Raw genomic sequence first — 2357 nt, forward strand, 5'->3', positions numbered from 1 at the left:
GTCGGGTAGGCAGGCACTCTCACGAGCGCCCGCCCCCCTAAGAACCGTACGTGACAGATTTCCCGTCATACGGCTCAAGCCTTCTTTTTATCCGAACAACTTATTTAATACATGGTACATGTACTAATTTAGCAAATTGACCTGTAGAAACCTCTAGGTTTCGCACTGTAACTTTCTCTCCATTTTGTAAAGTCTGCTTACACAACGCACAACGATATCCTTGTTTTCTTGCGAGTTTCATCCTATCCAATGTATTTTCATTATTAAAGACCTTACGGTCTCGTTTTTCCCAATACTCTTTTAGACTCGGATCATCTGGGCTGTTTTTATAGGCTACCATGACATGCCGTTCTATCTTAATCCAGGACATCTTTAACAATTGAATGTTAGTAAGTGGACATGTGAGAGTCCATTTATCATTCCCTCCATGGTTGGGCTTCTTAAAATAACGTTTAATAATCCATTTCCACGCCTTCTTTGGATGTAGTCGTTTAAGGTATTTTGTTATTTTAAGGAATAAGTAATTATCCATATATCCAAACGTCTTTTTAGAAACGACATGTTTCCAATACTGTCCGTAACCACGAATAATTGGATTTAAAACACGTATTAGTTCTTTTATTGGTCGTCCTCTCATTACTGCGAACGTATCTTTTATCTTATTTTTTGCTTTTTTAATGCTGTCTCTGCTAGGTTTGATTAGTAGCTTATTGCCTTGTTCCGTCTTGTATTGACGCAGCGAGAAACCGAGAAAATCAAACCCGTTCTCAATATGTGTAACTCTAGTTTTCTCTTTACTAAGTGTAATTCCTCGCTTTTGTAAGTAAGGAGTTAGTTTCTCATACATGCTTTCAGCCTTTTCCTTCGTTTCCGTTACGATGACAAAGTCATCGGCATAGAGAACACGTCCTATCTTACATTTTGGATCGATTGCGTATCCTCCGTTTGGTTTGTATGTCTTTTTATAAACAATACCAATTTCTTCTTCCATACCGCATAAGGCGATATTAGCTAGAAGGGGAGACACAACACCCCCTTGAGGGGTTCCTTCTGTTGTCGTACGAAGCATATCCTGCTCTATGTAACCCATTTTAAGCCATCTTTTGATGAGAGTGTTTCCTGGAAACATAGATGTTTGTTCTACTATCCAATCATGATTAAGATGGTCAAAGCATCCTAAAAAATCTCCCTCAAATACCCACTTTTTCTTACTATTCGTGTTAAGCTTATTAAAAAGATTACTTATAGCATCGTGTGTGCTTCGTTTAGGACGAAAACCGTAAGAAGTTGGTTCAAACTTGACCTCCCATTGTGGTTCGAGTGCGTTTTTTACTATGTTTTGATACACTCGATCTCGTATCGTGGGGATACCGAGAGGTCTCATCTTTCCATTTTTCTTCGGGATAAACGTTCGTTTTGCTGGCTTTGGACGATGTCGAAAGACATTACATTTAACTATTTGTTTATAAAGTTTGATACGTTCGCTTGGTTTTAAAGCCGTATAGCCATCTACACCAGGTGTTCGCTTACCGTTATTTTGTTGTGTTACTCTGCGAATGGAAAGCAGTAGATTTGCTTTACTCCGTAGGAGTAAACGTTGAAGTTTCCTTACTTTTCTTTGTTGATTTTTCTGTTCGGCACGATAAATTCTTTGTCGTAACTTCGCTACATATTTTTGTATAATACTCCAATCAATAGAGTACCAATCTTTATGCGAGACGTGCGCCGACGCTCGTAGAGAGGTATTCATAACAGCACGCTCCTTTTCGTTAGAAGATAGCCACAAATTTATTTTCGTGTTGAAGACCCATGAGAAGTGGGCGCTCTTTCGAGCCTGTCATTGTCAATAGAGACGACAGTATCCGTCCAGTTATACGATGTTTCTGCTTTCCTGTCCCTTTTCAGGGTAACGGCTTTCGCTTTTTCTCATATCCCATACCCTCTGCCACATCGTTTGACTTTACAGTCATCCTACTGCTTATGCAGATGACATAAGGCTTACCAAGTTCCACTTCCTACAGATGCGATAGGGGTAGGTAGGTTCTTTACTCCGGGCAAGATGCGGGACGCATCAGAGCAGCATTATGATTCTACTTTTCCTCTTGCCAAGACCCAAGCAAAGCTGTGCATTATCTTGAGCTAACCCTTACGAAGCTTACAAACCTTCACTTTCGTTTACCATACCTATCTTCTCCTAGCAGTATTCTGGACCATGCATTTGTCCTCTGTTTCCACATCTCCTCATGCAACCGACAGACTCGTTACCAAGCATGCCGTTTCGGATGGAGATCATCTTGGCGTCTAGATGAGTAGCGTTAGCTACACTGTAAGAAAGCGACTTCTTGTCGCACCATAAT

Annotated in this window: 1 protein-coding gene; it reads right to left on the reverse strand. The window is 40.5% G+C overall.

The features are described 5' to 3' along the window. Window positions 1-100: 100 nt before the first annotated feature. Window positions 101-1750, reverse strand: coding sequence for a group II intron reverse transcriptase/maturase (gene ltrA, locus ACFX4G_RS28140; RefSeq protein ID WP_279621081.1), 1650 nt, complete (start codon window positions 1748-1750; stop codon window positions 101-103). Window positions 1751-2357: the final 607 nt, after the last annotated feature.

The organism is Priestia sp. YIM B13486, assembly GCF_042787865.1.
Taxonomy (GTDB): domain Bacteria; phylum Bacillota; class Bacilli; order Bacillales; family Bacillaceae_H; genus Priestia; species Priestia megaterium.

Coding starts and splice junctions, on each gene's coding strand:
- ltrA (WP_279621081.1), bottom strand. CDS start 1,750: ATGAATACCTCTCTACGAGCGTCGGCGCACGTCTCGCATAAAGATTGG.